The sequence below is a fragment of the Kitasatospora sp. NPDC057518 genome (assembly GCF_042802075.1).
In the GTDB taxonomy this organism is placed as follows: domain Bacteria; phylum Actinomycetota; class Actinomycetes; order Streptomycetales; family Streptomycetaceae; genus Kitasatospora.
In genome coordinates, this window is record NZ_JBHVEU010000080.1 from 1 (window position 1) to 24,740 (window position 24,740).

Here is a 24,740-nt window from a genome sequence, read left to right on the forward strand (position 1 = left end):
ACGCCCGCCCCCCGCTGGTGGTCGCCGGTACGGCCGTCAGCAGGGCCCGTCGTCGGCCCAGACGCCCCACTGGCCACTGGCGCTCGGCACCTCGTTCAGCGTCCACCACTTGGCGTGGTAGGCGTGCCCGTTGTACGAGACCTTGGCGCCGCCGTTGTACGTGGTGCTCGCGCTCCACGCCGGGGCGGCGCAGTTGCCCGGGGTGGTGGGCGGCGTGGTCGGGGGAGTCGTCGGCGGGGTGGTGGGCGGCGTGGTGGGCGGGGTCGCCCCGGCGAACTTCACCGTGAACCTGGTGAAGTCCCAGTCGTTCTGCACCACGCTGGAGCAGGCGCCGGACAGCCCCGGGTCGACGTTGCCCGCGCACTGGCGGTCCCGGTTGACCGACCAGTAGGTGTACCGGGCCAGGCCGTGTGCGGTGGCGAAGTCCAGCACGGTCTGGAAGTCGGACTGGTGGAAGTACTCGGCGGCGTCGGTGCGGCCGTTCATCATCGACACGCCCTCGTGGGCGTAGGCGGTGGCCTCGTTCCAGCCGAAGGTGGTCTGCAGGATCTGGTTGAACTTCACCAGCGCGTCGGTCTGCGCCGCGGCGCCGCTGAAGCCGCCGTCGAACGGCATGATCGAGTAGTTGTCGGGCGTGAAGCCCTGCGACTTGGCCTCGTTGAGCATCTGGGTGCCGAACCAGCCGGTGCCCGCGTTGGTGCCGGCGGTGGTGATCGAGACGTACAGGCCGGGGTTGTTCTGCTGGAGGATCCGCGCCGCGCCGATCTCGTTGTGGATGGCCGCGGTGTTCTCGTACTCCGGCTCCTCCAGGTCGAAGTCGATCGCCTTGAGGCCGTACTTGGTGATCACCTTCTGGTACCCGGCGGCGGTCGCCTCGGGGGTGCCGCAGACCTGGCCCAGCTTGGTGCCGCCGTACCCGCCGACCGACACCGAGACGTCCCCGCCCTTGCCGCGGACGGTCTGGATGACGCCCGGCATGGTGGTGTCGGTGTCGATCGGGGAGGTGCCACCCCAGGCGGGCGAACAGCTGCTGCCCTGGGCCAGGATGAACGCCAGCTGGAAGGCCTTCTGGCCGGTGGCGTCCATGACGGCGGCGGCGTCCGGCGGGCTGTTGTCCTCGGGCATCAGGTACGGCGCCGAGGCGTACCAGTTGCTGCCGAGCCCTCCGGTTGCCCCGGCGGCCCCGGTGCCGGTGGTGTCCGCGGCGGCGGAGCCGGTGCCGGCCAGGGCGGCGACGCCGCCGGCGACCAGGCCGAGCGCGGCGGCCACGGCGAGTACGGCGCGGCGCCTGAAGGGAGGACGTGCGGTGTGCTGTGGGGGAAGAGCGCGCTCCATCGGAAGCCTTTCCAGGAAACGGCAGTGGGGGAGGCGGGCCTGCTCACGCCGGGTGCGGGGGTGGCGTGGCGGCCGAACGGGCCGTCGGCGGCGGGTGGTTGCCGAAGGTCCTCACTGGTATAGACCTGTCAGGGAAGGGCGGTCAACCCCAAAGAGGTCAAGGCGCACCGGTCGGCCGACGGGCCCTGGAGTCGGCTCACCGGGACGGAACTCCGGCCGCCGCCCCGGCCGCCACTCCCGGTGCCATCCCCGCCAGCAGCGAGCCGACCGCCGGGGACCACGGGCGGCCGGTCGGCCCGGTCAGCGACAGCGTCCGGTGGACGGCGGGCCGGATCGGGACCAGCACGCAGTCGGCCGGGAGCATGGTCAGCGCCAGCGCGGGCATCACCGAGACCCCGACGCCCGCGTGCACCATGCCGATCAGGCTGTTCAGGTCGCGGATGCGGTGCCGGGGCGTGAAGCGGGTGCCGGCCCGCCGGTAGGCCTCGCGGATGTGGCGCTCGCAGCCGCCCTCCGAGAGCAGGAAGTCGTCGTCCTCCAACTCGGCCACGTGGACGGTCGGTTGACCGGCGAGCGGGTGGTCGCGGCGGAGCAGCGCGTGCATCGAGTCGGCGCCGAGCGAGACCGCCCCGGGCGGCAGCGGCCCGGCGTCCACCAGGACGGCGGCGTCCACCGTGCCCGCCTCCAGCCAGGCCGCCAGCTCGTCGTCCTCGCCCTCGAAGACCCGGACGGTCACCTGCGGGTAGGCCGCCCGCCAGTCCTTGAGCAGCCCGGGCAGCAGCGCCTGGCAGACGGTGGTCGGCGCCGCCAGCCGTACGGTGCCGGTCGGGCCGCCGGAGTGCCGGGTGGCGATCGCGCGGACGGCGGCGGCCGAGGCGACGGCGGTCCGGGCGTGCGGCAGGACCTGCTCGCCCAGCGGGGTGGGCCGGCACGGGCTGCCGCGCCACAGCACGGGGGCGCCGAGGCTGCGCTCCAGCGCGGCGACGGCGTGCGAGACCGCGGACTGGCTGATGCCGAGCTCGTCGGCGGCCGCGCTGAAGCCGCCGGTGTCGGCGACCGCGACCAGTGCCCTGAGCTGGGCCAGGTTGACGTCCGGGGTCATGAGACTTCCTCATTACGAGTGCACTGCCACTTGTTGGACTCATGCTGCGGCGCCGGGCCACGCTCTGTCCAGAAGACGCGACGGGAGGACGGAGGTGGTCGGGGTGAGGCGCTGGTTGCCGGGCTTCGTGGCACTGTCGGCGATCTGGGGCGCGAGCTTCGCCCTGATCAAGGTGGCGGTCGAGGCGGGCGTGCCGCCGCTGTGGGTGGCGTTGTGGCGCTGCCTGCTCGGCGCCACCACGCTGTGGGCGGTGCTGCTGCTGCGCGGCGAGCGGGCCCCGCGCGACCGGGCGCTGTGGGGGCACTCGGCGGTGGTCGCGGTGCTGCTCAACAGCGTGCCGTTCACCCTCTTCTCCTTCGGGGAGACCAGGGTCAGCTCGGTGCTCGCCGGGGTGATGAACGCGACCACCCCGCTGTTCACCCTGCTGTTCGCGGTGCTGACCGTCCCCGAGGAGCGCCGCCCGGGCGGCCGCCGGCTGGCCGGTCTCGGACTCGGCTTCGTCGGCGTGCTCACCGTGCTCGGGGTCTGGCGCGGCCTGGGCGCCGGTGCGGCCGCCGGGGCGCTGGCCTGCCTGGCCGCCGCCTGCTGCTACGGCGCGGGCTTCGCCTACCTGCGCCGCTTCCTGTCCGGCCGCCCGGAGTCGGTGACCACCCTCTCCACGCTCCAGATCACCTGCGCCACCGTCGAGTTGGCCCTGGTGGCGCCGTTCGCCGCGGGCCTCCCGCGCTGGCCGGGCGCCGCCGCGGCCGGCGCGCTGCTGGTGCTCGGCGCGCTCGGTACGGGCGTGGCCTACCTGATCAACCTGGCGCTGGTCCGCGGCGCCGGGACGACGGTCGCCTCGGCCGTGACGTACGTGACGCCGCTGTGGTCCACCGCGCTGGGCGCGGCCTTCCTCGCCGAGCCGGTCGGCTGGAACGCCCTGGCCGGCGGCGCCCTGGTGGTCGCCGCCGTCGCGCTGACCAGGCCGCGCGCGGCCCGCGCCCGGGCCCCGAAGGACCGTCAGCCGGTCGGTTAGGGTGGACCGGGTGAACGAGGGGTCGGTGACGGACGGGGAGCGGCGGCCGACGTCCGTCCGCGAGGCGCTGCGGGCGCACCCGCTGCGGTTCCCGTTCACCCGCTGGGTGCCGCGCTGCTGGGCGTACCTGCTCGGCGGGGCGCTGTTCGGGCCGGTGCTGCTGGTGGTCCTCGCGGTGCTGCTGGTGGTCGGTGCGGGCCTGTCGGTGGTCGGCGTCGGACTGCCGGTGCTGCTCGCCCTGGCGCTCGCGGGCATCCCCGCCGCCGGTGTGGCCCGGTGGCGGCTGCGGCTGGTCGAGCCGGTCCCGCCGCCCGACCCGCACCGCAGTCTGCCCGGGGCCGGCCGCCGGGCCCGTGTCCGCACCCGGCTGCGCGAGCGGGCCACCTGGCGCGAACTCGCCCACGCCGGGCTCACCTCGACCGTGCTGGCCGCCGCCTCGCTGGGCTTCACCGCGCTGCTGGTGATCTCCGGCGCGTTCACGGTCTCCCCGCTGGTGGTCTGGGCGCTCGCCCCGGAGACCGTGATGCTCGTCCCCGGGCGCGCCGTCGCCGGGCCGTTCGCCGCCCTGCCGTTCACCGCCGCCGGACTGGCCGGTCTGCTGCTCTGCGCCTACGCCGGGGCGCTGCTGGTCCGGGCCGAGGTCGCGCTGGCCCGCTTCCTGCTCGGACCCCGGGAGGACGACCTCGGCCACCAGGTGCTCGAACTCACCCGCTCCCGGGCCCGGTTGGCCGACGCCTTCGAGGCCGAGCGGCGCCGGATCGAGCGCGACCTGCACGACGGCGCGCAGCAGCAGCTGGTCGCGCTCAGCATGACCCTCGGGCTCGCCGAGTACGAGCTGCGCGACCGGGACGGCCGGGCGGCGGAGCTCGTCACCCGGGCGCGCGGCGAGGCCCGGCAGGCGCTGGAGCAGCTGCGCGGGCTGGTGCGCGGCATCCACCCGCAGGTGCTCACCGACCACGGGCTCGCCGCCGCCGTCGACGAGGTCGCGCAGCGCCACCCGATCCCGGTGGCCACCGACATCGAGCTCCCGGAGCGGCTGCCCGCCCCGGTGGAGACCACCGCCTACTTCACCGTCACCGAGGCGCTCACCAACGCCGCCAAGCACAGCGGCGCCACCGCGATCACCGTCCACGGGCGGCTCGCGGGCGGCCGGCTGGTCGTCCAGGTGACCGACGACGGCCGGGGCGGGGCGGACCCGGCCGCCGGGGCCGGGCTGGCGGGACTCGCCGACCGGGTGGCACTGCTGAGAGGACGGTTGATGGTGACGAGCCCGACGGGCGGCCCGACGACGCTGCGGCTGGAGGTCCCGTGCTCCGGGTCGTGATCGCCGAGGACGCGGTGCTGCTGCGCGCCGGACTGGTCGAACTCCTCACCCTCGGCGGCCACCGGGTGACCGCCGCCGTCGGCGACGCGGAGGCGCTGGCCGCGGCCGTCGACGCCGAGCGGCCGGACATCGTGGTCACCGACGTCCGGATGCCCCCCGACCACACCGACGAGGGCCTGCGCGCCGCCCTCGCCCTGCGCGAGCGCCACCCGGGCCTGCCCGTCCTGGTCCTCTCCCAGTACGTGGCCACCCCGTACGCGACCCGGCTGCTCGCCGCCGCCGGCGCCCAACCGGCCGGTCTGGGCTACCTGTTGAAGGACCGGGTCGGCGACGTCGCGGACTTCCTGGACGCGCTGCGGCGGGTCGCCGACGGGGAGACGCTGATCGACCCCGAGGTGGTCCGGGTGCTGCTGCGCGGCCGGTCCGCCGACCGCCCGCTGGCCCGGCTCACCCCGCGCGAGCGCGAGGTGCTCGCGCTGATGGCCGAGGGCCTCAACAACCAGGCCGTGGCAGGCCGGTTGAGCATCACCGAGGCCTCGGTGGTGAAGCACTGCGGGAACATCTTCATGAAGCTGGACCTGGACCCGACGGAGGGCAACCGGCGGGTCCTCGCGGTGCTGGCCCACCTGCGCGGGGAGTGAACGGGCGGGCGCCGTACGGCTTTTGAGTGACGCCCTTGTCAGGGCGGCCGCGGTGCCGGAACGATGGCGGCATGGCGAGGACACGGGAACCGCAGAGCGCGATCGTCAACCGGATGCTCAAGGGCGAGGCGACCAGGGACGACACCACGACGGCCCAGACCAACTTCCTGCTGTGGCTGCGGCAGGAGTGGGCCGGGGACGGGGACCAGGCGCTGGCGGCCTGCCAGGACGTGCTGACGGCCGCCGGGGGCGAGGAGTGGCGAGCACTTCCGGAACGCGACCTGTCGGCCCACGTCTGGCTGTTCAGCTTCTCCTGCCCGAGCCGGGAGGACCTGCCGGGCCAGGCGCGGAACTGGGTGACGGCGGTCGGCGCCAACGGCGGGGCGCCCGCGATCGCCCGGCTGGTCAGGCACCTGCGGGGGCAGCCGGAGTGACCGCGGCGGCCGGGTCGGCCGGGTCGGCCGGGTCCGGCAGGGGCACGGCGGGGTCGAGCAGCTCGGTGAGCCGCCGCGCCGAGGCCTCCCAGGTCCAGTGCTCCTCCGCCCAGCGCCGCCCCGCCGCCCCCATCCGGGCGCGCTCGGCGGGCGGGGCGAGCAGGATCCGGGTCAGGGCGGCGGCCACTTCGGCGGGCGCGCGGCCGTCGACGACCGCGCCGGTGACGCCGTCCAGGACGGTGTCCGGGGCGCCGCCGGAGCGGCCGACCACCACCGGGAGGCCGGCCGCGGCCGCCTCCAGGAAGACGATGCCCAGGCCCTCGGCCTCCAGGCCCAGTCGGCGGGTGCGGCACGGCATCGCGAAGACGTCCGCCTCCGCGTAGTGGACGGCCGTCGCGGCGTGGTCGAGGCCGCCGGTGAACACCACGCTGCCCGGCTCGGTGAGGCGGAGGGCGAGGCCCCGCAGCCGGTCCTCGTCCGGGCCCCGGCCGACCAGCACCAGGGTGGTCCCGGGCACGGCCCGGCGGATCGCGGGCAGCGCGCGGATCAGCACGTCCTGGCCCTTGCGCGGGACCAGCCGCGCCACGCAGAGGACCACCGGGGCGGCGGACGCCTCCCCGACGGAGTCCTCGGCGGCCGGCCGGAAGACCGCCGGGTCGACCCCCGGCACCAGGCGCGCCAGCCGGGCGTCCGGTCCGAGCGCGGGCGCGATCCGGGCGCGGGTGTAGGCGCCGAGGTAGGTGACCACGTCCGTGCCGCGGCCGATCCGGCGCAGCAGGCCGCGGGCGCCCGGGGTGCGGGCCCACCAGATCTCGTGGCCGTGGGTGGTGGCGACGGTGCGGCGGATGCCGGGCGCCAGCCGCCGCAGGCCGGGCGTCATCGCGGCGAGCGGGGCCGCGGCGCCGAACCAGACCCGGTCGCAGCCGTGCGCCCGGGCTATCTCGGCGGCCCGGCGGGTGGCCCGCGGGGTCGGCAGCAGGGTGCGGGCGCGGTCGCGGATCACCGGGTAGGGGAGAGCGGCGTCGTGGTGCTCCGCACCCGGTTCGGCCGAGGTGTAGACCACGAGGTCGTGACCGGGGACGCGGTCGGCCATGGCCTTGACGAAGGTTTCGATGCCGCCCTGGCGCGGCGGGAAGTCGTTGGTGACGACGAGGGTGGTGCCCATGGCAGGCCTTTCGGAACGGAGAGCGGAACGGAGGACGGGAGGGAGGGCGAGACGGAGGACGAGAGGGACAGCAGGACCAGGACGAGCGGCAGCGCGAGGTAGCCGAACCGCCCGGCGGGCGCCAGCAGGAAGGCCGCGGTCAGCCCGAGGGCCAGCCGGTGCACCGCGGCGGGCGCGGTGCGGGGCGGCCGGACGGCCAGGGACGCCCCGACGGCGAGCCCGGCGAGCAGCAGCAGGCCGACGGCGGCGCACCAGCCGGCCGGGCCGAGGTCGGCCAGCAGCCGCCCGGGCAGCGGGCTCGCGGCCGGTGTCGGCAGGCCGCCGCGCCCGGTGGGGAAGGCGAACACCTGCTCCACCAGCGGCCCCGGCGCGCGCAGCGCCACCGGCAGCACCGCCAGCGCCGCTGCCCCCACCGCGACGGCTACCCCGCGCAGCGCCGCGCGCCGTCCGGCGGTGGCCGCCAGCAGGGCCGCCACCACGGCCAGCGCCGGCCAGGCCGTCCACTTCAGCGCGCAGGCGGCGGCCAGCGCCAACCCGGCCGCCACCGGCCGCCGTTCGGCGGCGCGGACCAGGGCGAGCCAGCAGAGGCCGGTGAGCGGCAGGTCCACCCCGCTGACGCAGAGCGGCAGCGCGACCACCGGCGAGGCGGTGAGCGCGGCGGCGCCGAGCCGGCGCCCGGCGGGCACCGTCCGCAGCACGCAGACCAGGAACACCGCCGCGCACCACAGCCGGGCGTCGCCCAGCGGCGAGCCGCTCAGCGGGGTGCCGTCCAGCAGCGCCCGCGGCAGACCCAGCAGGGCCATCCCGGGGAGGTACGGGGTGTACTCCTCGACGGTCCGCGGCTCGGCCAGGTACGGCGTGCCGGTGTGCAGCAGCAGCGACCCGGAGCGCTCGATCACCCCGACCTCGCTCTGCCCCCGCCCGTCCAGGACCAGCAGGAGCAGTGGCACCAGCACCGCCCCGAGGGCCGCGACCGCCACCGAGACCTCACGTCCGCGCCGCCGCACCAGCACCACGGCGAGCGCCGCCAGCAGGTACCCGCAGGCCGCCCAGGCCCCCCAACTCCGGTGCGGACCGAGCCCGGACACCACCGGGAACGCCCCCGCCCACCCCGCCGCGACCAGCCACCCGCCGCACCACCACCACGCCCGTTTCGTCACCGCTTCATTGCATCGCCGCAGCTCGGCGGGGTCATCACGGCCAGGTCGAGTCTCGTGGTCGGGTTTTCCCTACCCCGCCCCGACGGCCGCCGGCGGCGGGCGCCGTCCTCGGGGCCGGCCCGGCGGCGGGGCGGGGTCGGCGCCACCTCCCGCTCCCCGCACTGACATTCGGTGGCGGCCGGATTACTGATCGTCCCCGCCGCGCCGCTATCCTCGCCCTGTGGTGAGGTCGTGGGATGCGGCGGTGGAGCGGGCGCAGGACCGGCTGGCGGCGGGGCCGCGGCTGCGGGCGGCCGGGCCGGGGGACGAACGGCGGTTCGCGCTCTGGGACTTGGCGTCCCTGGTGGAGGGCGGGCTGGGCGAGCTGGTGGACCCGGACGGGCTGGCGCCGCCGGCGGAGCGCGCCTGGCGGGAGCGGCTGGGGGAGAGCGGGCGGGAGTGGCCGGGCGGTGAGCTGTACCGGCGGCGCTACTGGATCCAGGACGACGACGGCGCCGTGGTGGGCACCGTCGCCGTGGACAACTGGACCAAGGGCCCGAGCCAGCTCGCCGTCTCCTCCCTCTACGTGGCCCCGGCCGCGCGCGGGCGGGGCCTGGCCGCCGCCGCGCTGGACGAGGTGTACGCGGCGGCCACCGCCGAGGGCCTGCCGGGGTTCCGGCTGGAGGCGCACTGGACCTGGCAGCCGGCGGTCCGCTACTACCTGCGCCGGGGCCTGTGGGTGGTGGGCTGGAAGCACTCGCTGTCCTTCGCCCGGATGCCCCAACTCCCCCTGCACCGGGTGCGGGAGGAGGACGGCCGGCTGCTCCTGCTGGTCGCCGACCGGCTGCGCGGCTGGGTGCCGATACTGGCCGCCGGGCAGGAGGGCCGCTGGCTGCGGCTGGACGAGACGGCGGACTACCGGGGCTGCGACGGCTGGGTGCACGAGTACGCCCGCTCCACGCTGGCCCTGTACCTGGCGCTGGCCGGCCGGCCGCTGGTGCGCGGCCCGCAGTGGTGGGCGGAGGCGTGGCGCTGGTCGGACGCCGGGGAGCCGGAGGGCCTGGCGTACCGGATAGAGGAGTTCGAGCGGGTGGCCCGGGCGGCGGGCCGGCGGGTGGTGAGCCCGTACCGCCCGGTGCCGCTGCCGGAGGGCGCGTCGCCGGAGAGCGCGTTGCCGGAGTCCGTCCCGCCGCAGTCAGTGCCCCCGCGGTCCGCGCTGCCGGGCTCCGCGCCGCGGCCCGGGTCCCCGCAGCTGGCAGACTCGGGGGATGGCTGAGATCGAGATCGACGGCGCCCCCGCCGACCCGGCGCGGCTGGCCGCGCTGGGGCTGCTCAACTACGGGCACTTCACCACCCTGCGCGCCGAGGCGGGCCGGGTGCGCGGTCTGGCCCTGCACCTGGACCGGCTGGTCCGGGACTGCCGGGTGCTGTTCGGCGCCGAGCTGGACCGGGCGGCGGTGCGGGAGCGGATCGGCGCGGTGCTGCCCGCCGACGGTGCGCCGGTGATCGTCCGGGTCACCGTGTACGACCCGGCGCTCGGCCTGGAGCGCCCCGCCGCCCCGGCCGCGCCCGCCCTGCTGGTGACCACCCGCCCGGCCGCGGCGGCCGAGCCCGCCCCGCTGCGGGTCCGCACCGCGGCGTACCGGCGGGAGCTGCCGGAGGTGAAGCACGTCGGCCTGTTCGGCCTGGTGCACCACCGTCGGCAGGCCCAACTGGCGGGCTACGACGACGTGCTGCTGGTCGGCGAGGACGGCCTGGTGGTCGAGGGGGCGACCTGGAACGTCGGCTTCCTGGCCGGGGAGCGGCTGGTCTGGCCGCAGGGCCCGAGCCTGCCCGGCGTGACGGAGGCGCTGCTGTCCGGCGCGTACCGGGGCCCGCAGTCCCGCGCGCCGCTGCCCGCCGACGGGCTGGACCGCTTCACCGCCGCCTTCGCGGTGAACGCGGGGGTCGGGGTGCGCCCGCTGGCGGCCGTGGACGGCACCGCCTTCGACCCCGCGCACCCGGCGCTCGCCGTCCTGCGCGCCGCCTACCTGGGGATTCCCGCCGAAGCGGTGGGGGGATAACCCCACCGCCGTTCCGCCGGTGGCCTGCATGGTTCGCGGAGCCCGTCGTCCCTAGGTTGGAGCACGTTGACGACGAGCGACGCAGAACCGAAGGAAGGCCCACCCATGGCACGCCGCCAAGACCGCCGCAGGACCGACGAGTTCGGGACGGATCAGTACGGCCCCGGCGGCCACGCTGCCGAGGGGTACGGCCCCGACGGATACGGCCGCGAGGGCTACGGCGCCGACGGTCACGGCGGGTACGCCCCGGCCCCGCAGGCGGCCCCCGCGATCGAGCTGCGCGGGGTGCGCCGCACCTACGGCCGCGGCGAGGCGACGGTGCACGCGCTGCGCGGGGTCGACCTGGCGCTCGCCCACGGCAGCTTCACCGCGGTGATGGGCCCGTCCGGCTCCGGCAAGTCCACCTTCCTCCAGTGCGCGGCGGGCCTGGACCGCCCGGACTCCGGGCAGGTCCGGCTCGGCGGCGAGGACATCACCGCGCTGAGCGAGAACCGGCTGACCAAGCTGCGCCGCAGCCGGATCGGCTTCGTCTTCCAGGCCTTCAACCTGCTGCCCTCGCTGACCGTCGAGCAGAACGTGCTGCTCCCGCAGCGCCTCGCCGGGGAGCGCCAGGACCGGGCCCGGGCACGGGAGCTGCTGGCCCGGGTGGGCCTGGGCGAGCACGCCAAGCGGCGGCCCGGCCAGCTCTCCGGCGGCCAGCAGCAGCGGGTGGCGATCGCCCGCGCGCTGATCACCCGCCCGGACGTGGTCTTCGCCGACGAGCCGACCGGCGCGCTGGACACCCGCACCGCGCACGAGGTGCTGGCCCTGCTGCGGCAGGCCGTGGACTCGCTCGGCGCGACGGTGGTGATGGTGACCCACGACCCGGTGGCGGCCTCCTTCGCCGACCGGGTGCTGTTCCTGGCCGGCGGCGCGATCGTCGACGACCTGCCGCACCCGAGCCCGCAGACCGTCGCGGACCGGATGGTCGCGCTGACCGCCCGCCCGGTGGGAGCGGCGGCATGACGAACGGACTCGCGCGCTCCTCGGTGCGCTTCCGGCCCGCGTCCTTCGCGGGCACCCTGGTCGCCCTGCTGCTGGGCGCCGCCGTGGTGGTGGCCTGCGGCGTGCTGCTGCAGACCGGTCTGACCGCGAGCCTCAAGCCGGCCCGGTACGCGGACACCCCGGTGGTGGTCGCGGCCGACCAGGCGGTGAAGATCCAGCGGAAGGTCGGCACGGACACCGAGACGACGGAGGAGGCCACCCCGGAGCGGGCCCGGACGGACGCCGCGCTGGCCGGCCGGCTGGCCGCGCTGCCCGGGGTCGCGGCGGCCCGCCCGGACAGCGCCTTCCCGCTGCCCGCCTCCGGCCGGGCGCCGGCCCTGACCGGCCGGGGCTTCGCCGCGCTCGGCATCGCCGGGCCGGGCGACACCCTGGTCGAGGGCCGGGCCCCCGGCGCGAACGAGGTGGTGCTGGACGCCAACACGGCGCGCGCTGCCCACATCGCGCCCGGCGCGAACCTCACGCTCACCGCGCCCGGCGGCACCGCGGACTACCGGGTCTCCGGCCTGGCCGCCGCCCAGCAGGCCGGCCCCACCGCCTGGTTCGCCGACGCCACCGCCGACCGCCTCTCCGGCCACCCCGGCCGGATCGACGCCATCGCCGTCCAGCCCCGCGCGGGCGTGACCACCGCCGCGCTCGCCGCCCAGGTCCGCCAGGCCGTCGGCGGCGACGCCGGTGCCGGAGCCGGTGCCGGAGCCGGTGCCGTCAAGGTCCTCACCGGGGACGACCGGGGCGCCGTCGAGCACCCCGACCTCGGCGGAGCCCGCACCCTGCTGATGGCGCTCGGCGGCAGCTTCGGCGGCTACGCCACCATGACCGCGGTCTTCGTGGTGATGAGCACCGTCGCCCTCGCCACCGGCCAGCGCGCCCGCGAGTTCGCCCTGCTGCGCGCCATCGGCGCCACCCCGCGCCAGATCCGCCGCACCATCGCCGCCGAGGCGATGCTGGTCGCGCCGCTCGCCGCGGCGCTCGGCATCCTGCCCGGACTCGCCCTCGCCCGCTGGTGGTTCGACCAGCTGGTCGAGCGCGGCGCCGTCCCCGCGGACGTCCGCCTGGACGTCGGCCCGCTGCCGATGCTCGCCGCCGTCCTCGCCTGCACCCTCGCCGCGCTGACCGCCGGGTTCCTGGCCGCCCGCCGGCCGTCCCGGATGCGGGCCGCCCAGGCGCTCGGCGAGGCCGCCGTCGAAGCGCCCCGCCCGGGCGCGGTGCGCACCGTCCTCGGACTGGTCTTCGCCGCCGGCGGCATCGCGGCCGCGGCCATCGCCACCTCCCTGGACGGCGCCAAGGCCGCCCAGACCGCGCTCGGCGTGGTGATGTGCTTCATGATGGCCGTCGCCCTGCTCGGCCCCTGGCTGGCCCGGGTCGCCGCCGCGGTGCTCGGCGCCCCGCTGCGGGCCGGCGGCGCGCCCGGCTCGCTGGCCGCCGACAACACCCGCGCCAACGCCCGCCGCCTGGCCTCCGCGATCACCCCGATCGTCCTGGTCACCGCCTTCTGCGGCACCCTGCTGATCATCCAGAGCACCGTGCGCCACACCAGCGGCGAGAACGTCCGGGCCGGCGTCACCGCCGACCACGTGGTCGGCGCCACCGGCCCCGGCCTGCCCGCCGGGACGGCCGAGCGGGCGGGCCGGGTGCCCGGCGTGGACACCGCCGTCGGCGTGCTGCGCACCGGCGTCGTCTACCGGAACGGCGACCAGCTGAGCTCCGCCCCCGTGCTCGGCGTCGACGGCGACCCGGCCCGGCTGCCGAAGGTGCTCGACCTGGGCGTGCGCAGCGGTGCGCTCGCCGACCTCGGCCGCGCCCCCGACACCGTGGCGCTGAGCTCCACCCTGGCCGAGGCGTTCGGCGCCGAGGTCGGCGACCGGGTCCCGCTCTGGCTCGGCGACGGCACCGCCGTCCGGCCCGCCGTGGTCGCGGTGTACGACCGCGGGCTCGGCGTCGGCCAGGCGCTGCTGCCCCGGGCCGCGGTGGCCGCGCACGTCACCGCCGGGTACGACAGCCAGGTGCTGGTCGCCGACGCGCCGGGCGCCGACCGGGCGGCGGTGGCCGCCGGGCTGGGCGGGCTGGCCGGGGCCGCGGTGACCGACCGGGCCGGGTTCGTCGCCCAGTCCGACAAGGCGATGGAGGTCAACGGCTGGGCCAACACCGTGATGGCCGCCGTGCTCGGCGGGTTCGCCGCCGTCAGCGCCGCCAACACCCTGGTGATGACGGTGCTGGACCGGCGCCGCGAGGTCGCGCTGCTGCGGCTGGCCGGCACCACCCGGCGCCAGGTGCGCGGCATGATGCGCTGGGAGGCGCTGCTGGTGGCCTCGACCGGGCTGGCGGTCGGCGCGGTGATCGCCGCGGTCACCCTGGTGCCGGTCGCCCGGGGCGTGGCCAACTCCGCCCCGTACGTCCCGCCGATGCTGGCCCTGCCGCTGGCCGCCGGAGCCGTGCTGCTCTGCCTCGCGGCGACCGGGGTGCCGGTCCGGGCGCTGCTGCGGACCCGGCCGGCGGGGCTGGGCGCGGCGCGCCAGTAGCGGGCCCGCGGGAGGCGAGGAAGGGGGTGCTCTTGAGGACGACTCAAGGGCACCCCCTTCCTTCGGGTGAGAACGACGGCCCCGAGCGGGCGGTCATGGGGACCACATGACGGTCCGATGACCTTTTCAAGAGCTGATCGTGACGTCGCATCAGTTACGCTCGCGCCCGCCCCGCCAGACCGTCGACGCAGAGAGTAGCCCGACCATGAGCAGTCCTCCTGCCGCCCCCGCGCCCCGCTGGCCGCTGATCCTGCTGCGTACCTCCACCACCCTGCTCGCCCTGCTGGCACTGCTCCAGGTCATGCTGGCCGGCAGTTTCCTGAACGGCACCTACGACTCCCTGAAGGACCACGAGGGCAACGCGATGATGCTGGCCACCGTGGTGGTGCTCCAGCTCGCGGTGGCCGTCGCCGTCCGGTGGCCCGGCCGGGGCCCGCTCTGGCCGCTGTGGACCACCGCCCTGCTCACCGTCGCCGTCATCGGCCAGATCACCGCCGGCTACGCCCGGGCGCTCGGCGTGCACGTCACGCTCGGCGTGCTGCTGGTCAGCGGCGTGCTGTTCGGCCTGGTCGGCGCCTGGCGGCTGCCGCTGCCGGCCCGGGAGGCGCGGGTCGTCGGCGGCCCGGACGGCACCGGGCGGCTGCCGCGCCCCGGCGGACCGGTCGAGGTGGTCAAGTGAACCGGCGCCGGTTCCTGCGCGTCGGCGCCTCCGTGCTCGGCGCGGGCGCCCTGGTCTCGGTGGCCGGCCCCTCCGTTGCCCGGCTGCTCGCCGAGGGCCGCCCCGGGCAGCTGCTGAGCAGCGAACTCGACCTGCCGGAGGCCTTCCGGGCCGCGCTGCCGGTGCCGACCGTGCTGCAACCGGTGCGCGCCGACGCGACCGCCGACCACTACGAGATCACCCAGCAGGTCGCCCGGCTGGAGATCCTGCCCGGGGTGCGGACCGAGGCCTGGACGTACGGCGGCGGCTTCCCCGGGCCGACCGTGGTCACCCGCTCCGGGCGGACGGCGGTGGTCAAGCACCGCAACGAGCTGCCGGTGCCCTCGGTGACCCACCTGCACGGCGGGCACACCCCGGCGGACAGCGACGGCTACCCGGTGGACCTGCTGCTGCCGGTGGGGTCCTCGCCGGACGCCGCCCAGCAGGCGGGCGGCATGGCCGGGATGGCCGGCATGGCGGGGATGGCCGGGATGGCCGGGGCGGACCACGCCGCCGCCCGCACCGCCGTCGGCGAGCGCAGCTACACCTATCCGGGCAAGCAGCGCGCCGCCACCCTCTGGTACCACGACCACCGGATGGGCTTCACCGGCCCCGGCGTCTGGCGCGGACTGGCCGGCTTCCACCTCGTGCACGACGACGAGGAGGACGCGCTGCCGCTGCCGCGCGGCGAGCGGGACCTGCCGCTGATGATCACCGACCGCTCCTTCGCCGCCGACGGCTCCTTCCGCTACCCCGCCGTCGACCCGCAGCTCGCCGAGCCGGGCGTCACCGACGCCTACGCCAACGGCGTGCTCGGCGACGTCATCCTGGTCAACGGCGCGCCCTGGCCCCGGCTGGACGTCGACCGGGTCCGCTACCGGCTGCGGCTGCTCAACGCCTCCAACGCCCGGCTCTACCGGCTCGAACTCGACCCGCAGCCGCCCGGCGGCGACGCCCTGGTCCAGATCGGCTCCGACGGCGGCCTGCTCGCCGCCCCGGTCCGGCACGACGGCATCGAGATCGCGCCCGCCGAACGGTTCGACGTCGTGGTCGACTTCTCCCGCTACCAGCCCGGCACCCAGGTCCGGCTGGTCAACCGCTTCGGCAGCGGCCGGACGGCCGAGGTGATGCGCTTCGACGTCACCGCGAAGCAGCCGGCCGACGACGCGACGGTGCCCGACCGGCTCGCCGCCGTCGAGGCCCTGGACGCCTCCGCCGCCGTCGCCACCCGCGACTTCACCTTCCGGCGCAGCCGCGGCGACGGCTGGACCATCAACGGCCGCCCGTACAAGCCGGGGGAGTCCATCGCCACGCCCGCCCTCGGCACGGTCGAGCTCTGGCGCTTCTCCACCGACCTGCACCACCCGGTGCACGTCCACCTCGACCACTTCCAGGTGATCGGCCGCAACGGTGCCGACCCGGGCCCGTACGACGCGGGGTGGAAGGACACCGTGGACCTGCGCCCGGCCGAGGCGGTGGAGGTGCTGGTGCGCTTCACCGACTACGCGGGGGCGTACATGCTGCACTGCCACAACCTGGAGCACGAGGACATGGCGATGATGGCGGACTTCACGGTGCGCTGAGCCGCGGGGGTTCACCCGGACGGCCGACCGCCGGAGGGCGCGCGCTGCGCCCTCCGGCACCCGTGTCCTAGCCTCGCGGGGAGGAGGGGACCCGCCGACGCCCGGAGCCGCGCCATGACCACCCCTGCCGAACGCCGCCGGCACGGCCGGGCCGCCCGGGAGCGGGTCTCCCGCTCCGCCCACGGCCGGTGGATCCCCGCCGCCGACCGGCCCGACCCGCTCGGCGTGCTGGAACGGCAGGGCGCGGACCGGGTCGCCCGGCTGCTGCCGATCCGCCACGGGCGGATGGCGGAGAGCCCGTTCGCCTACCTGCGCGGCGCCGCCGCCGTCCTGGCCGCCGACCTCGGCGCCCTCCCCGACACCGGGCTCACCGTCCAACTCTGCGGCGACGCCCACCTGTTGAACTTCGGCCTGTACGCCTCGCCGGAGCGCGCGCTGCTCTTCGACGTCAACGACTTCGACGAGACCTTCCCCGGCCCCTTCGAGTGGGACGTCAAACGGCTCGCCGCCAGCGTCGCCGTCGCCGCCCGCGACAACGGCCAGGACGATCGGCGGGCGCGCCGGGCCGCGCTCGCCGCCGCCCAGGGGTACGCGACCGCGATGCGGCGGCTGGCGGGCCGGGGCGAACTCGACGTCTGGTACGCCCGGGTGGACACCGCGCAGCTGCTGCCGCTGCTCGCCAAGCCCCGGCAGCGCAGGCGGGCCGAGGCAGAGTTCGCGCGCGCCCGGCGCCGCACCAGCCTCCAGGCCTTCGGCAAGCTCACCGAGGAACGCGACGGGCGGCGCCGGATCATCAGCGCTCCGCCGCTGATCGAACCGCTGAGGAAGACCGAACTGCGCGGCGTCGGCAAGGTGTTCAGCGACTACCGGGCCACCCTCGCGGAGGACCGCCGGGTGCTGCTGGACCGCTACCGGTTCGTCGAGGCGGCCACCAAGGTGGTCGGCGTGGGCAGCGTCGGCACCCGCTGCTACATCGTGCTGCTGGAGGGCGGGAACGGGCACGACCCGCTGTTCCTCCAGCTCAAGGAGGCCGGCCGGTCGGTGCTGGAGGACCACCTGCCGCCGCTGCGGGCGGACGCCGAGGTGCTCGCCCACCACGGCGGCCGCCGGGTCGTCACCGGCCAGCACCTGATGCAGGCCGCCAGCGACATCTTCCTCGGCTGGACCACCGGCCCCGCCGGGCGCCACTTCTACGGCCGCCAACTGCGCGACATGAAGGGCTCGGCGGACATCGCCGACTTCCGGCCCTCCGGCCTGCGCGCCTACGCCGACCTCTGCGGCCGCACCCTCGCCCGCGCCCACGCCCGCACCGGCGACCGCCTCGCCATCGCCGGCTACCTCGGCAGCGCCGACACCTTCGCCGAGGCGGTCGCCGACTTCGCGCTGCGCTACGCCGACCGGACGGCGGCCGACCACGGCGAGCTGGTCGCGGCGATCGCCGACGGGCGGGTGGCGGCGACCCCGGGGGTGTGAACCGGGGCCGGGGGACGGCGAGTTCGGCGCGGCCTTCGGCGCCGGTGGGGTCAGCGGGGCCGCAGGCCGTCCAGGACCAGCCCGAAGAGGTGGTCGCGGCGCTCGGCGAGGGTAGGCCCCTGGTCGGCGGTCCAGCTCAGGGCGTTGACGAGGACGAAGACGTCGAGCGCCGTGACGTCCGGGCGGATCAGTCCCTCCTGCTGGGCGGCGGCGAGCAGCCGCCCGCCCGCCTGGCGCATCCGCAGGCAGCTCGCGTGCAGGGCGGACTCCGGGTCCTGCAGGGTGGCCATCAGGGTGGCGGGCAGGCCCCGGTAGGCGGCGGCGTCGAGGAACTCGTGGAGCCAGGTGGTCAGGGCGGGGCCGGCCGGTTCGGCGGCGGCGAGGGTGTCGGCGCGGGCGGTGAGGAGTTCGAAGCGGCGGCCGAGCAGGGCCGCCAGCAGGTCCTCGCGGGTGGGGAAGTGCCGGTAGAGCGTGCCGAGGCCGACCCCGGCGCGGCGGGCGACGTCGCGCAGGGAGGCCTGGGTGCCCTCGTCGGCCATCAGGGCGGCCGCCTCGGCCAGGATCCGGTCGCGGTTGCGCTGGGCGTCGGCGCGGGGCACCGTCTGCGGTTCAAGGGGCATGGGGTTCCTCGACGTTGACAACTGGAGCACTGCTCCGGTTAGCTTTCCGGAGCGGCGCTCCGGATTCTAGTCGGAGCCCGTCCGTCCTGCGTCGGGGGAGAGCACATGGCCACGGAGAACACGATGAAAGCCGTCCGGCTGCACGCCTACGGCGGACCCGAGGTGCTGCGGTACGAGGAGGTGCCGAGGCCCGTCCCGGGGCCCGGAGAAGTGCTGGTCCGCGTCCACGCGGCGGGCCTCAACCCGCCCGACTGGTACGTCCGGAGCGGCTTCACCACCATCCCGGCCGAACGGCGGCCCGACTGGCCGCTGCCGCTGACCCTCGGCACCGACGTCTCCGGCGTGGTCGCGGAGCTCGGCGGCCCCGACACCGGCTGGAACGTCGGCGACGAGGTCTTCGGGCTCCTCGGCTTCCCCGGCCGCCCGTCCGGCTACGCCGAGTACGTCGTCGCGTCGGCCGCCGACCTGGCGCGCAAACCGACCGCCCTCGGGCACGTCGAGGCCGCCGCCGTCCCGATGGCCGGGCTGACCGCCTTCCAGTTCCTGTACAAGCGCCTCGGCTACGCCGGGGGCGGATCAGCCGTGGTGGTCGGCGCGGCCGGCGGGATCGGACACCTCGCGGTCCAACTCCTGCGCCTGGCCGGGGCGGAGGAGGTCGTCGCGGTCGCCTCCGGGCGGCACGAGGAGTTCCTGCACGGCCTCGGCGCCGACCGTTTCGTGGACTACACCCGCACCCCGGCCGCCGAGGCCGTCCAGGGTGCCGACCTGCTGGTCGACACCGTCGGCGGCCCCGAGGCCCACCGCCTGCTGGGCGCCCTGCGGCGCGGGGGTCGACTGGTGTCCTGCTTCCTCGGCGACTACCGGCCCGAGCGGGCCGCGGAACTCGGGGTGGCCCTGAACGAGGGCCTGTGGCAGGTCCGTTCCAGCGGCGGCGACCTCGCCGAACTCGCCCTGCTGCTGGCGGACGGCCGGGTCCGGGTGGCCGTCGACGGCGTCTACCCGCTGCGGGAGGCCGCCGCCGCCCACCGCCGGGCGGAGCGGGGGCACATCCAGGGCAAGCTCGTGCTGCGGGTGGTCGGGTAGCGGGGAGGGGGCGTGCCGGGGCCGTACGGGGGTCGGTCCCGGCAGGCAGTCACCCTGCGTCGGGCTGCGGCGCGGGTCGTCGCGGGTGGGGGAGTCCGATGTCAGGGCCGGTCCCCGGCGGGGCGTCACCGGGCCACCGGCCGCCGTGGGCAGCGGAGTTGCACCGTCGGCGCCGGTCTCCTGGATGCCGCGTCCGGCCCCGCCGCCCGGGCGATCGACAGGCGCCGGCCGGCGTGCACGCCCGGGTGCCGGTCGACACGCCGGACCAGGAGCGGCCCACCGCGCCGCGGGCGGCGGCCGGCTTCCGCCGCCGCCCGCAATCGGCTCCGGCAGCGCTCAGTCGAGCCGCGGCCGCACCGCCGCGACCAGCAGTGCGGCGGCGACCAGCAGGCCGCCCGCGTAGAACGGGCCGAGGTCGCCGGCCGCCGTGCCGAGGGAGGCGGCGGCCAGCAGCGGGCCGGCCGTGGCACCGAGGTTGAGGGCGGCGGTCGCGTAGGCGCCGGCCAGCGCGGGGGCGCCGGCCGCCTCGTACAGCACCCGGGTGATCAGCGTGCCGCCGACCGCGAAGGACAGCCCGCCCAGCAGGAACACCAGCGGCAGCAGCGCGCCCGGCGCGTCCGCCAGGACGGCCAGGGCGGGCCAGCCCGCCAGCAGCAGCGGGCCGCCGACGGCGAGGACCAGGCCGGGGCGCCGGTCCGCGAGCCGCCCGGCGACGGTGACCCCGGCGAACGACCCGGCCCCGAACAGCACCAGCGCGACCGGCACCCACAGGTCGCCCAGCCCGGCCGGGCCGGTCACCAGGGGGGAGAGGAAGGTGAAGCCGCCGAAGGTCGCCGCGTTCACCAGTGCGGCGAGCAGCATCGCGCGGAGCAGCGGGGGGCGGCGCAGCTCGCCGAGCTCCGCGCGCAGGGCCGGGTCCGTGGCCGCGGCCTGGTCGCTCGACGGGGCAACGGGCGGAAGGCCCTTGGCGATGCCGACGGCGGCCGGCAGGCAGAGCAGCGCGACGGCCCAGAACGCGGCGCGCCACCCGAACAGCGCGCCCAGCACCGCCCCGCCCGGGACACCGGCGACCGTCGCCACCGTCGTCCCCGACAGCAGCACGGCGAGCGCCCGCCCCTTGCGGTCCGCCGGGACGAGCGCGGCGGCGGTGGTCAGCGCCACCGCCAGGAACCCGGCGTTGGCGAGCGCGGCGACCACCCGGGTGGTCGCCAGCACCGGGAAGCTCGTCGTCACCGCCCCGACGGTGTGCGCCGCCGCGAACACCAGGACGAACCCGAGCAGGCTGCCGCGCCCCGACCGGCCGCGGGCGAGCCCGGCCATCAGCGGCGCGCCGACCGCCATCCCGACCGCGAAGGCCGAGGTCAGCCCGCCGGCCGTACCGACGGTGACGCCGAGATCGGCGGCGAGTCCGGGCAGCAGCCCGGCGAGCATGAACTCCGAGGTGCCCATGGCGAACACGGCCAGGGCGAGCAGATAGAGCGGAAGGGGCATCGAGAGGCTCCGAAGCGGGGCGGTGGGAACGAGGAGGACGGACGTCTCGTCACCGCACGCTCAACCCCCGGGCGGCGCAGGCGTGGCGCTCGCTCGGACCTCGGTGGTTCAGGATCTCCGGGGTTTCAGGGGGCTGACGGCGCGTGACCGAAAGCCCCCACCCTGGATGCCTCAGGGCTCGACATGCCCGGCACGCTACCCGACCCCCTGCCGCCGGGTCACCCGGTTTTCCCGGCGGCCGGGCCGGGAGCCACCGGCTGGCGCGCCGCGAATCGAGGAGGGACCGTGCCCTCCTCGATCGCGGCGGCCGGCCGGCACCGGCCTACTGCCTACCGTCCACCGGGACCGGCCTGCGGCTGGCGCAGGTGCCGGGCGAAGAACCCGGCCGCGTCCTCGCCCGCGAACCGCGGGACGCCCGTGTGCCCGCCCATGTTGGCGTGCAGCGTCTTCTCCCGGGAGCCGAAGGCGTCGAACAGGTCCAGGGACGCCTGCCGGTCGTTGCCCTCGTCGTCCCACTGCAGCAGGACGTGCAGCGGAATGGTGACCCGGCGGGCCTCCTCGAACACGGCGCGGGGAACGAGGCTCCCGGCGAAGAGGCCGGCGGCCACGATGCGCGGCTCGACCACCGCCAGCCGGACGCCGATGGAGATGACTCCCCCCGAGTACCCGACCGGGCCGCCGATCCCGGGCAGGGCGAGGAGGGCGTCCAGGGCGGCCTGCCATTCCGGGACGGACTTGTCGACGAGCGGGAGGACGAGGGCGTCGACGATCTCCTCGCCGACCGGCTCGCCGGCCTCCATGGCCCGGCGCAGGTCGGCGCGCGCCTGCTCGAGGGCGGCCCAGCGGGGCCGGTCCCCGCTGCCGGGGAGCTCGATGGTGGCCGCGGCGAAGCCGTCCGCCGCGCAGCGTCGGGCCCGGGCGACCAGCCGGGGGTACATCCTGCGCAGTCCGAGCGGGGGGTGGCCGAGCAGGACCAGCGGGACCGGCTCGGACGGGGAGGCGGATGCGGGCGTCCACAGGATGCCGGGGATCTCGCCGAGGGTGAACCCACGCTCGAGGACGCCGCCGTCGAGGTGCTGTTCGGAAGTGAAACGCATGGTCGTGCCTTTCGGGAGTGCACTGGAACGGCGCTCCCGGACGACGACCTATCGCCCGACCGTGACCCCGGAGGAGAGCACCCATGTCGAAACGTTCACGGGTACCACCTCCTCGTTCTCTCGCACGGCCTCCAGGAGGCTAGCAGACCGGCGGTACCGGGGCACCGGAGAACCTCTCGGCCGGGCCGGGGCGGGCAGCGCCCTAGGATGCCCGGAAACCGAGGAGGGGGTTCGATGGCGAACCGTGGGAGAGCCGGCGGCATCGTGGCCGTCACCGCGCTGCTGCTGCCGCCGGCGCTGTGGGCGGTGGGGCGGATGGAGTCCGGCAACGGCGGGCGGGCGGTGGCGGCCGACGTCCTGAACCGGCCGTGGGCGATGCTCGGCCTGGCCGCCGTCCTGCTGCTGGCCGCGGTCGTGGTCCGCGGCCGGTGGGACGTCGTCGGCGGGCTGGCGTCGGCGTTCGCGGTGTTCGGGCTGCTGCTGTCGGGTGGCGGCCACGTCCTGCAGATGTTCGGCCCGAAGGTCCAGGGGGTGAGCCGCACCGCCTCCCCGGAGCGGGCGGACCACGTCCTGACGGTGGCCCACCACGACGATCCGGAGGGCTACAACGGGCGCTACTTCGTCCGGCTGGAGACCGGCACCGGCCTGTCGACCCGCCGCTGGGACGTCCTCGCCCTCCACAAGGGCGGCTTCCGGGGCCAGGGGGAGTTCGTCGCGGCGGAATGGGCCGGGTCCGGCCGGGTCCGGGTCACCACCGACGCCGGCTACCGCGTCTTCACCGTCGACCCGGGCTCCGGCGAACCGACCCTCACCGAGAGCGTCGGCGAGCTGAAGTCCCTCGTCCAGGGGGCCTGAGCACGGACGACGGGACGTTCGCCGCCGAGGCCGCCGCGGCCTGGGACGACGGGTTCACGGTGGGGGAGGGGCTGGGGCGGGAGAACCGCGTGCTGCTGGAGACGTCTGACGTGGTGGCGGCCGTGGCGCTGCCGGCCGGCCGGGTACGGGCGTGGCGGGCCTGAACCGCCGGATCTGTTGCGGGGACCGGCCGCCGGGGATCGGCCACGGGGATTGTCAGTGCCGTGTGCAACGGTGACGTCATGCTGGCGATCACGGTGCAGACGAACGAGACGCGGCACCTGAGGGTGTCCGCGGACGACCTCGCGGGGATGGTCCGGCGCATCGGTGCGCCGGACGACCGCTTCCTCGTCGTGGAGCGGATACCGGACCTGCCGGACGTGTACGTGCAGGTGTGGCACGCCGACGGCGAGGAGTACACGCTGGAGCACCGGGACGGCTCCGCCGAGCGGCACTTCGAGGTGCGGCTGGCCGGGCCCGAGCCGGTGGTCGCGGCGATGACGGGCTGGGCGCGCGGCGCGGCGGGCTGGGACGAGGGCCTGGACTGGCAGCCGCTCGACCTGGGCCCGGCGCCGGCGCCGGTGCCGCCGATCGACCTGGAGGCGGGCGAGCGGCGGGAGTTGGAGGACCGGCTGCGGCTGACGCTGGCCTGCGGCTACACCGACCGCGCCCGGCTCGCCGAGCAGGCCGAGGAGCACCTGGTCGCGGGCGACCGCCGCCCGCTCTCGCGCCCCCAGGCCGAGCAACTCGCCGACCGGCTCTGGCTGGAGCGGGTCGGCGAGCAGACCGGCTGGATCGGCGAGACGGATCCGGAGCGCCTGGCCCAGGCCTTCGCCGCCCTGGAGGCGGGCGGCATCACGGCCCGGGAGGACTTCGGCTGCTGCCGCTCCTGCGGCGACGCCGAGATCGCCGGGGCCGGCGAGGCCGACGCCCGCGGCTTCGTCTACTTCCACGCCCAGGGCACCGAATCCGCCGCACTCGGCCACGGACTGTCCCTGCTGTACGGCGGCTTCGACGGCTCCCCGGCGGCCACCGCCGCGGTCGGGAAGGAGGTGGTCGCCGCCCTGGCGGAGGCCGGCCTGCCGACGGTCTGGAACGGCGACCCGTCCCAGGCCGTCGAGATACGCCCGCTGCTGTGGCGCCGCCGCCTGGCAGGGTGAGACCGGCACCGCGGTCCGGCGGCACCCCGACGGCCGGACGGCGGCGTCAGCCCCTCACGGCACCAGCACCCGCAGGGCGTCCCGTGCCACCGCGACGTCCACCGGGAGCGCGGCGATGAACTCGCCGTCGGCGTAGGCGGTGATGCCGGGGGACTCGATCCGCAGGGCTTCGGTGCGCAGCGTGGTGACCTCCGGATAGGTGATGTGGGTGCCCTTGAAGAGCGTGGGGAAGAAGCGGGCGATGCGCAGCCGGGGCATGGCGTCGACGAGGGTGAGGTCGAGCAGTCCGTCGTCGGGCAGGGCGGCGGGGCACATCAGCATGCCGCCGCCGTAGCTGCGGGTGTTGCCGACGGCGGCCAGGGTGAGGTCGCGTTCGATGACGGTGCCGTCGGCGAGGGTGATGCGGAACGGCAGCGGGCGGAGGTTGGCGAACTCGGCGGCGATGGCGAGGTTGTAGCGCATCCGGCCGCGCGGCCAGCGCAGCCGGTTGGCGCGGTCGCTGACCAGGGAGTCGAAGCCGGTGGCGAGGACGGAGCCGTACCAGCGCACCGCCCCGTCCGGGCCGGTGATCCGGCCGAGGTCGACGCCGCGGGTGCGCCCGGCGGCGATGACGTCGGCGGCGGCCTCGGGGGCGCCGAGCGGCAGGCCGTACTCGCGGGCGTGGTCGTTGCCGGTGCCGGCCGGTATCACGCCGAGCGGGACGGGCGTGCCGGCCAGGGCCTGGAGGGCGAGGTTGATCATGCCGTCGCCGCCGACCACGGCCACCGCGTCCACGCCGTCGGCCGCCGCCTCGCGGGTGAGCCGGACGGCGTCCTCGGGGGAGCGCCCGGCCCGCGGTTCGACGTCGACGCCGAGGGCCCGCAGCCGGGCGGTGGCCCGGTGGGCGGCGGGCTCGGCGTGGCC

22 protein-coding genes are annotated in these 24,740 nt (G+C 76.6%); 14 read left to right on the forward strand and 8 right to left on the reverse strand.

Annotated elements, in window-relative coordinates; translation table 11 throughout:
- Nucleotides 1-36 precede the first annotated feature (36 nt).
- A complete protein-coding gene (locus ACFU7Z_RS11240; protein WP_380777340.1) occupies nt 37-1,335 on the reverse strand; it encodes a carbohydrate-binding protein in 1,299 nt (432 codons plus the stop codon).
- Nucleotides 1,336-1,531: 196 nt separating this feature from the next.
- Entirely contained in the window at nt 1,532-2,437 is a 906-nt protein-coding gene (locus ACFU7Z_RS11245) for a LysR family transcriptional regulator (protein WP_380738131.1), read from the reverse strand.
- 103 nt (nt 2,438-2,540) lie between these two features.
- Here ACFU7Z_RS11245 and ACFU7Z_RS11250 point away from each other — a divergent pair, with 103 nt between their 5' ends.
- The 4 genes from ACFU7Z_RS11250 (at nt 2,541) to ACFU7Z_RS11265 (ending at nt 5,851) form a co-directional block, all read left to right on the forward strand.
- Entirely contained in the window at nt 2,541-3,452 is a 912-nt protein-coding gene (locus tag ACFU7Z_RS11250) for a DMT family transporter (protein ID WP_380777342.1), read from the forward strand.
- A gap of 10 nt (nt 3,453-3,462) precedes the next feature.
- Nucleotides 3,463-4,776: a sensor histidine kinase gene (locus tag ACFU7Z_RS11255; RefSeq protein ID WP_380777344.1), complete on the forward strand. Its 1,314-nt coding sequence runs from the start codon at nt 3,463-3,465 to the stop codon at nt 4,774-4,776.
- Entirely contained in the window at nt 4,761-5,417 is a 657-nt protein-coding gene (locus ACFU7Z_RS11260) for a response regulator transcription factor (protein WP_049660614.1), read from the forward strand. Before ACFU7Z_RS11255 ends, ACFU7Z_RS11260 begins: the two co-directional genes overlap by 16 nt.
- A 71-nt stretch (nt 5,418-5,488) precedes the next feature.
- Complete coding sequence (locus ACFU7Z_RS11265) at nt 5,489-5,851, forward strand: hypothetical protein (protein ID WP_049660617.1); 363 nt, start codon at nt 5,489-5,491, stop codon at nt 5,849-5,851.
- Here ACFU7Z_RS11265 and ACFU7Z_RS11270 read toward each other — a convergent pair.
- Both ACFU7Z_RS11270 and ACFU7Z_RS11275 read right to left on the reverse strand, forming a co-directional pair.
- Nucleotides 5,823-6,944, reverse strand: coding sequence for a glycosyltransferase family 4 protein (locus tag ACFU7Z_RS11270; protein WP_380777347.1), 1,122 nt, complete (start codon nt 6,942-6,944; stop codon nt 5,823-5,825). The genes ACFU7Z_RS11265 and ACFU7Z_RS11270 overlap by 29 nt on opposite strands.
- Nucleotides 6,851-8,176: a glycosyltransferase 87 family protein gene (locus ACFU7Z_RS11275; protein ID WP_380777349.1), complete on the reverse strand. Its 1,326-nt coding sequence runs from the start codon at nt 8,174-8,176 to the stop codon at nt 6,851-6,853. Before ACFU7Z_RS11275 ends, ACFU7Z_RS11270 begins: the two co-directional genes overlap by 94 nt.
- Before the next feature lie 223 nt (nt 8,177-8,399).
- On the opposite strand from ACFU7Z_RS11275, the gene ACFU7Z_RS11280 reads away from it, so the two are divergent.
- The 7 genes from ACFU7Z_RS11280 to ACFU7Z_RS11310 all read left to right on the forward strand — a co-directional run bounded on the left by ACFU7Z_RS11280 (nt 8,400) and on the right by ACFU7Z_RS11310 (nt 17,531).
- On the forward strand, nt 8,400-9,431 hold the full coding sequence (locus ACFU7Z_RS11280; protein ID WP_380777351.1) for a GNAT family N-acetyltransferase: 1,032 nt from the start codon (nt 8,400-8,402) through the stop codon (nt 9,429-9,431).
- Complete coding sequence (locus ACFU7Z_RS11285) at nt 9,424-10,218, forward strand: aminotransferase class IV (protein WP_380777353.1); 795 nt, start codon at nt 9,424-9,426, stop codon at nt 10,216-10,218. Before ACFU7Z_RS11280 ends, ACFU7Z_RS11285 begins: the two co-directional genes overlap by 8 nt.
- A 105-nt stretch (nt 10,219-10,323) precedes the next feature.
- On the forward strand, nt 10,324-11,223 hold the full coding sequence (locus ACFU7Z_RS11290; protein WP_079272403.1) for an ABC transporter ATP-binding protein: 900 nt from the start codon (nt 10,324-10,326) through the stop codon (nt 11,221-11,223).
- The gene (locus tag ACFU7Z_RS11295; RefSeq protein WP_380777355.1) at nt 11,220-13,778 is read left to right on the forward strand and encodes an FtsX-like permease family protein; all 2,559 of its coding nucleotides are present in this window, start codon (nt 11,220-11,222) and stop codon (nt 13,776-13,778) included. Before ACFU7Z_RS11290 ends, ACFU7Z_RS11295 begins: the two co-directional genes overlap by 4 nt.
- Before the next feature lie 205 nt (nt 13,779-13,983).
- On the forward strand, nt 13,984-14,457 hold the full coding sequence (locus ACFU7Z_RS11300) for a hypothetical protein (protein ID WP_049658344.1): 474 nt from the start codon (nt 13,984-13,986) through the stop codon (nt 14,455-14,457).
- A complete protein-coding gene (locus ACFU7Z_RS11305) occupies nt 14,454-16,058 on the forward strand; it encodes a multicopper oxidase family protein (RefSeq protein ID WP_380777357.1) in 1,605 nt (534 codons plus the stop codon). The genes ACFU7Z_RS11300 and ACFU7Z_RS11305 overlap by 4 nt, the downstream gene beginning before the upstream one ends.
- Nucleotides 16,059-16,172: 114 nt before the next feature.
- Nucleotides 16,173-17,531 (forward strand): DUF2252 domain-containing protein, encoded by a 1,359-nt coding sequence (locus ACFU7Z_RS11310; RefSeq protein ID WP_049658339.1) that lies wholly within the window; start codon nt 16,173-16,175, stop codon nt 17,529-17,531.
- Between the two features lie 50 nt (nt 17,532-17,581).
- On the opposite strand, the gene ACFU7Z_RS11315 is transcribed toward ACFU7Z_RS11310, so the two are convergent.
- Nucleotides 17,582-18,151, reverse strand: coding sequence for a TetR/AcrR family transcriptional regulator (locus tag ACFU7Z_RS11315; RefSeq protein WP_380777360.1), 570 nt, complete (start codon nt 18,149-18,151; stop codon nt 17,582-17,584).
- A gap of 105 nt (nt 18,152-18,256) precedes the next feature.
- Between ACFU7Z_RS11315 and ACFU7Z_RS11320 the strand changes: the two genes are divergently transcribed.
- Nucleotides 18,257-19,234: an NADP-dependent oxidoreductase gene (locus tag ACFU7Z_RS11320; protein ID WP_380777362.1), complete on the forward strand. Its 978-nt coding sequence runs from the start codon at nt 18,257-18,259 to the stop codon at nt 19,232-19,234.
- Nucleotides 19,235-19,570: 336 nt separating this feature from the next.
- On the opposite strand, the gene ACFU7Z_RS11325 is transcribed toward ACFU7Z_RS11320, so the two are convergent.
- Entirely contained in the window at nt 19,571-20,725 is a 1,155-nt protein-coding gene (locus ACFU7Z_RS11325) for a Cmx/CmrA family chloramphenicol efflux MFS transporter (protein ID WP_380777364.1), read from the reverse strand.
- Between the two features lie 329 nt (nt 20,726-21,054).
- On the reverse strand, nt 21,055-21,822 hold the full coding sequence (locus tag ACFU7Z_RS11330) for an alpha/beta hydrolase (RefSeq protein WP_380777365.1): 768 nt from the start codon (nt 21,820-21,822) through the stop codon (nt 21,055-21,057).
- 234 nt (nt 21,823-22,056) lie between these two features.
- Here ACFU7Z_RS11330 and ACFU7Z_RS11335 point away from each other — a divergent pair, with 234 nt between their 5' ends.
- Nucleotides 22,057-22,677: a hypothetical protein gene (locus ACFU7Z_RS11335; RefSeq protein WP_380777367.1), complete on the forward strand. Its 621-nt coding sequence runs from the start codon at nt 22,057-22,059 to the stop codon at nt 22,675-22,677.
- Nucleotides 22,678-22,919: 242 nt separating this feature from the next.
- Nucleotides 22,920-23,837 carry a DUF6891 domain-containing protein gene (locus ACFU7Z_RS11340; RefSeq protein WP_074004401.1) on the forward strand — a complete coding sequence of 306 codons (918 nt, stop codon included), beginning with the start codon at nt 22,920-22,922 and terminating at the stop codon, nt 23,835-23,837.
- Between the two features lie 54 nt (nt 23,838-23,891).
- Here ACFU7Z_RS11340 and ACFU7Z_RS11345 read toward each other — a convergent pair.
- Nucleotides 23,892-24,740: diacylglycerol kinase (locus ACFU7Z_RS11345; RefSeq protein WP_380777369.1), on the reverse strand; the 849-nt coding region annotated here is incomplete at its 5' end.